The 5,035-nt window shown below is 68.0% G+C and carries 6 protein-coding genes; 3 read left to right on the top strand and 3 right to left on the bottom strand.

The features are described from left to right. Both V6M46_RS16350 and V6M46_RS16345 read left to right on the top strand, forming a co-directional pair. Nucleotides 1–1,729 (top strand): multifunctional oxoglutarate decarboxylase/oxoglutarate dehydrogenase thiamine pyrophosphate-binding subunit/dihydrolipoyllysine-residue succinyltransferase subunit (locus V6M46_RS16350; protein WP_332667020.1); only part of this gene is annotated, 1,729 nt, incomplete at its 5' end. A 3-nt stretch (nucleotides 1,730–1,732) separates the two neighbouring features. After that, entirely contained in the window at nucleotides 1,733–1,909 is a 177-nt protein-coding gene (locus tag V6M46_RS16345) for a DUF6104 family protein (protein ID WP_200935367.1), read from the top strand. Nucleotides 1,910–2,010: 101 nt separating this feature from the next. On the opposite strand, the gene V6M46_RS16340 is transcribed toward V6M46_RS16345, so the two are convergent. The 3 genes from V6M46_RS16340 to V6M46_RS16330 all read right to left on the bottom strand — a co-directional run bounded on the left by V6M46_RS16340 (nucleotide 2,011) and on the right by V6M46_RS16330 (nucleotide 4,724). Continuing rightward, nucleotides 2,011–2,979, bottom strand: a complete 969-nt coding sequence (locus V6M46_RS16340) for a zinc-binding dehydrogenase (RefSeq protein WP_332667015.1) — start codon at nucleotides 2,977–2,979, stop codon at nucleotides 2,011–2,013. Nucleotides 2,980–3,000: 21 nt separating this feature from the next. Then, the gene (locus V6M46_RS16335; protein WP_332667013.1) at nucleotides 3,001–4,200 is read right to left on the bottom strand and encodes an NAD(P)-dependent malic enzyme; all 1,200 of its coding nucleotides are present in this window, start codon (nucleotides 4,198–4,200) and stop codon (nucleotides 3,001–3,003) included. A 128-nt stretch (nucleotides 4,201–4,328) separates the two neighbouring features. Next, on the bottom strand, nucleotides 4,329–4,724 hold the full coding sequence (locus V6M46_RS16330) for a hypothetical protein (RefSeq protein WP_332667012.1): 396 nt from the start codon (nucleotides 4,722–4,724) through the stop codon (nucleotides 4,329–4,331). Between the two features lie 158 nt (nucleotides 4,725–4,882). Between V6M46_RS16330 and V6M46_RS16325 the strand changes: the two genes are divergently transcribed. After that, nucleotides 4,883–5,035: WhiB family transcriptional regulator (locus V6M46_RS16325; RefSeq protein ID WP_332667021.1), on the top strand; the 153-nt coding region annotated here is incomplete at its 3' end.

The raw sequence follows: 5,035 nt of genomic DNA, 5'->3' as shown, positions 1-5,035 counted from the left end.
GCACGGCGACGCCGCGTTCGCCGGGCAGGGAGTCGTCGCCGAGACGCTCAACCTCTCGCAGCTGCGCGGCTACCGCACCGGCGGCACGATCCACCTGATCGTCAACAACCAGGTCGGCTTCACGACGTCACCGTCGTCGTCGCGCTCCTCGATGTACTGCACGGACGTCGCGCGCATGATCCAGGCGCCGGTCTTCCACGTCAACGGCGACGATCCCGAGGCCTGCATCCGGGTGGCGCACCTGGCCTACGAGTACCGCCGGACGTTCAACAAGGACATCGTCATCGACCTGGTGTGCTACCGCCGCCGCGGTCACAACGAGGGCGACGACCCGAGCTTCACGCAGCCGCTGATGTACGACACGATCAACGCCAAGAAGTCGGTGCGCAAGCTCTACACCGAGGCCCTTGTCGGACGTGGCGACATCACGCTCGAGGAGGCCGAGGCCGCGCTGAGCGACTACCAGGCCCAGCTCGAGCGCAACTTCGCCGAGGTCAAGGAGAGCGCGACCGATCCCGGCTACATGCGCACCCCGGACTACCCCGACAAGCCCGAGCACGCCGGTGAGCTGGTCACGGCGATCACGCCGGAGTCCATGAAGGCGATTGCGGACTCCTACACCAACGTGCCCGAGGGATTCACGGTCCACCCCAAGGTCCTGCCGCAGCTGCAGCGTCGGGCGCAGTCGATCAGTGCCGGTCCCATCGACTGGGGCACCGGAGAGATCCTGGCGCTCGGCTCGCTGCTGCTCGACGGGCGGCCCGTACGCCTCGCCGGCCAGGACTCGCGCCGCGGCACGTTCTCATCGCGGTTCGCGACGATCATCGATCGCACCAACGCCAACGAGTGGACCCCGCTGTCCAATGTCGGCGACGACCAGGCGACGTTCTACATCTACGACTCGCTGCTGAGCGAGTACGCGGCGCTGGGCTTCGAGTACGGCTACTCGGTCGCCCGGCCGGAGGCGCTCACGATCTGGGAGGCCCAGTTCGGCGACTTCGTCAACGGCGCGCAGTCGGTCATCGACGAGTACATCTCGGCCGGCGAGAGCAAGTGGGGCCAGAAGTCCGGCGTCGTCCTGCTTCTGCCGCACGGCCACGAGGGCCAGGGCCCGGACCACACGTCGGCCCGCATCGAGCGGTTCCTCGAGCTGTGCGCCAACGACGCGATGACGCTCGCACAGCCGTCGACCCCCGCGTCGTACTTCCACCTGCTGCGTCGTCAGAACCTGCAGACCCAGCACCGTCCGCTGATCGTCTTCACGCCGAAGTCGATGTTGCGCAGCAAGGCCGCGGCCTCGCAGCCCGGCGACTTCACCTCGGGCAAGTTCCGACCGGTGATCGGCGACGACTCGGTCGACGCGTCCAAGGTCGAGCGGGTGCTGGTGTGCTCGGGCAAGATCGCCTGGGACCTGTTCGCCGAGCGCGAGAAGCGTGAGCCGGGCCAGTCCCGCACCGCGATCGTGCGCCTCGAGCAGCTCTACCCGCGCCCGACGTCCGAGCTCAATGCCGCGGTCGGTCAGTTCGTCAACGCCCGCGAGGTCCGCTGGGTGCAGGATGAGCCGGCCAACCAGGGACCCTGGCCGCATGTCGCGCTGCACTTCAGCGGCGAGTTCGACGGCCTCCCGCTGCTCCGCGTCTCCCGCCCGGAGTCGTCGGCACCGTCCGTCGGTTCGCACAACCGCCACGTCGGTGAGCAGGCCACGCTGATGCAGCAGGCCTTCAGCTGATCCATGTACTTCACGGATCGCGGGATCGAGGAGCTCCAGAGCCGGCGAGGTGACGAAGAGGTCACCTTCGCCTGGCTCGCCGAACGGCTCGTCGAGTTCGTCGACCTCAACCCCGAGTTCGAGGTCCCGGTGGAGCGGCTCGCAACCTGGCTGGCACGCCTCGACGACGATGATGAGTGATCCGGCCGCCCACGGCGGCCGGACTCACTCATCGGTTTGAGCCGAAGCACGCCGTAGGCGTCACCTGGTCGAAACCAGGTGAACCGACGACGCAGCGCAGCTCAGAGCGTCAGCACGATCTTGCCGAACACGTCACCGTCGATGATCGAGGCGAGACCGTCGGCGGCATCGGCCATCGGGATCTCCCGGTCGATCAGCGGCCGGGTGCCGGTGACGTCCATGAACTGCGCGAGACGGTGCAGCTCGTCGCGGGTCCCCATCGTGGAGCCGTGCACGCGCATCTGCTGGAAGAAGATCCGGGTCAGCTCGGCATGTGCCGGCGCATCGCCGGACGTCGCGCCGGCGATGACGATCGTGCCACCGGGCCGCATCGACTTGACCGAGTGCGACCACGTCGCAGCACCCACGGTCTCGATGACCGCATCGACCTTGCTCGGCAGTCGGGCGCCGGACTCGAAGGCTTCGTGCGCGCCGATCTCGACCGCCTTCTTGCGCTTGTCCTCGTCACGACTCGTCGCGTAGACGCGGAACCCGGCGGCGCGCGCCAAGGTGATCGCGGCCGTCGCGACACCGCCGCCGGCGCCCTGCACCAGCACCGTGTCGCCCTGCTGGAGGCCCGACTGGGTGAAGAGCATCCGGTAGGCCGTCAGCCACGCCGTCGGCAGGCATGCCGCCTCGGCGAACGACAGGCCGGCCGGCTTCGCCACGACGTTGCGAGTCGGCACCGCGACCTTCTCGGCGAACGTGCCCTGGTGACGCTCCGACAGCAGGGACCTCTTGGGATCCAGCGTCTCGTCACCTCGCCAGGACGGGTCGCTGATGACGGCGTGCACGAGCACCTCGTTGCCGTCCTCGTCGATACCGGCGGCGTCGCAGCCGAGGATCATCGGCAGCGACTCCTCGCGCAGGCCGACGCCACGCAGGCTCCAGACGTCATGGTGATTGATCGAGGACGCCTTGACCGTCACGGTCGTCCACCCGTCGGGCACCTCCGGGTCGGGGCGCTCCCCCACGACGAGTCCGCTCAGCGGGTCCTTCGGATCGATCGTGCCTGCATAGACGGCGAACATGCGACTCCTGGTTGCGGGTGATCAGTACGGGCGGCGGGCGAGACCCTCGCGGCGCGCGGTGTCCGTGACGGCTCGCGCCACGGCAGTGGCGACGCGGGGATCGAACGGCGACGGGATGACGTACGCCTCGCTGAGCTCGTCGCCCACGAGGTCAGCGATCGCGTTGGCGGCCGCGAGCTTCATGCCCTCGGAGATCCGCGTCGCGCGTACGTCGAGGGCGCCACGGAAGAGACCGGGGAACACCAGCACGTTGTTGATCTGGTTGGGGAAGTCCGAGCGCCCCGTCGCGACGATCCGTGCGTACTTGCGCGCGATGTCGGGATGCACCTCGGGGTTGGGGTTGGCCATCGCGAACACGATCGAGTCGGGCGCCATTGTGGCGACAGCGGCTTCCGGGACCGTGCCTCCGGAGACGCCGATGAAGACGTCGGCACCGTCGAGGGCATCCGCGATCGTGCCGGGCTTCGCCCACGGAGCGGTCGCCTCGGCGAGGCCCGACTTGACCACATCGAGTCCCTCACGGCCGGGGTGGATGACCCCCGTACGGTCGACGACCGCGATCTTGCGCACCCCGGCCGACCGGAGCATCTTCATGATCGCGACGCCTGCGGCCCCCGCGCCGGAGATGACGACCTTGAGGTCGTCCAGCTCCCGGTCGGTGACGCGCGCCGCGTTGATCAGCGCCGCCAGGGTGACGACGGCCGTGCCGTGCTGGTCGTCGTGGAAGACCGGGATCTCGAGGCGTTCGATCAGCTGGCGCTCGATCTCGAAGCAGCGTGGGCTCGAGATGTCCTCGAGGTTGATGCCGCCGAAGGTCGGCGCGAGCCGCACGATCGTCTCGACGATCTCGTCGACGTCGGTCGTGTCGAGGGCAACCGGGATCGCGTCGACACCGCCGAACTGCTTGAACAGCACGGCCTTGCCCTCCATGACGGGCATCGAGGCGGCCGGGCCGATGTCGCCGAGGCCCAGCACGGCTGTGCCGTCGGTGACCACCGCGACGGTGTTGGACACCCAGGTGTAGTCGTGGGCCAGCGCCGGGTCGGCCGCAATCGCCTCGCACACCCGGGCGACGCCGGGCGTGTAGGACATCGCCAGGTCCTGCGCGTTGCGCAGCGGCACGGTCGCGGAGATCGCCATCTTGCCGCCGCGGTGCAGCGCAAAGATCGGGTCGTCGGGGTCGGGCGTGTCTGTGTGCAAGTCGATCTCAGTCGCAACCATCGTGGGAATCCCTCGGGACGTTCCGTACGTTCTCATCGGGACCGATCAGGTCGCCGGCGCGGCCGGTATGCCGCTCATTTGCTCCCGCCGAAGCGAGGTCACACGGGTTGTGCCCGATGGTCAGTCTCTCATACCGAAGGGTTACCACTCAGGGCCCGGGTCACCGGCGGAGCGAGCAGGCACGCCAGTGTGACGGCCGCCGCGGCCCCCACCGTGATGGTGATCCGGGCCGGCACGTCGTCGAGGTTGAACGCGATGATGAGCTGGATGATCTGGGTCACGACAAGCGGACTGCGGGCCCATTGCTCCCCGAGCGTCACGCGCCAGGCAGCCCAGGCCTGGAACCCGCCGTAGACAGCCAGGATCAGCGACACGCCGATGGCCGAGCCGACGCTGTCGCCCTCGAGGTCGACGACGCCGAGGACTGCTAAAACCACGCAGGTGGCGGCCTCGGCGAGGACGATCACGGCCGCGACGAGGAGAAGGTTTCGGGCCGTCCCGGACGGCCTTGCGTGAGCGCTCACGTCCACAGCGTAGGGAGCGTGTGACTCATCCGACAATTCGCGCACGGCGCAGCCCTTGTAATGCCGTTCAATTGTTGAAAACATGGGGGTTCATGCCTTGGTAAACGGGTCAAACAGGCCTGCCCAAGGAGCAAAACCGAACGGGAAGGAGTGTCCGCATGGATTGGCGTCATCGTTCCGCATGCCTAGATGAGGACCCTGAGCTCTTCTTCCCCATCGGCAACACGGGTCCCGCCATCTTGCAGATCGAAGAGGCCAAGGTCGTATGCCGCCGCTGTGATGTCCGCGAGCAGTGCCTGCAATGGGCACTC

Source organism: Aeromicrobium sp. (assembly GCF_036676885.1).
In the GTDB taxonomy this organism is placed as follows: Bacteria; Actinomycetota; Actinomycetes; order Propionibacteriales; family Nocardioidaceae; genus Aeromicrobium.
The sequence above is the reverse complement of the archived record's forward strand: the minus strand, read 5'-3'. Positions and strand labels throughout refer to the sequence as shown.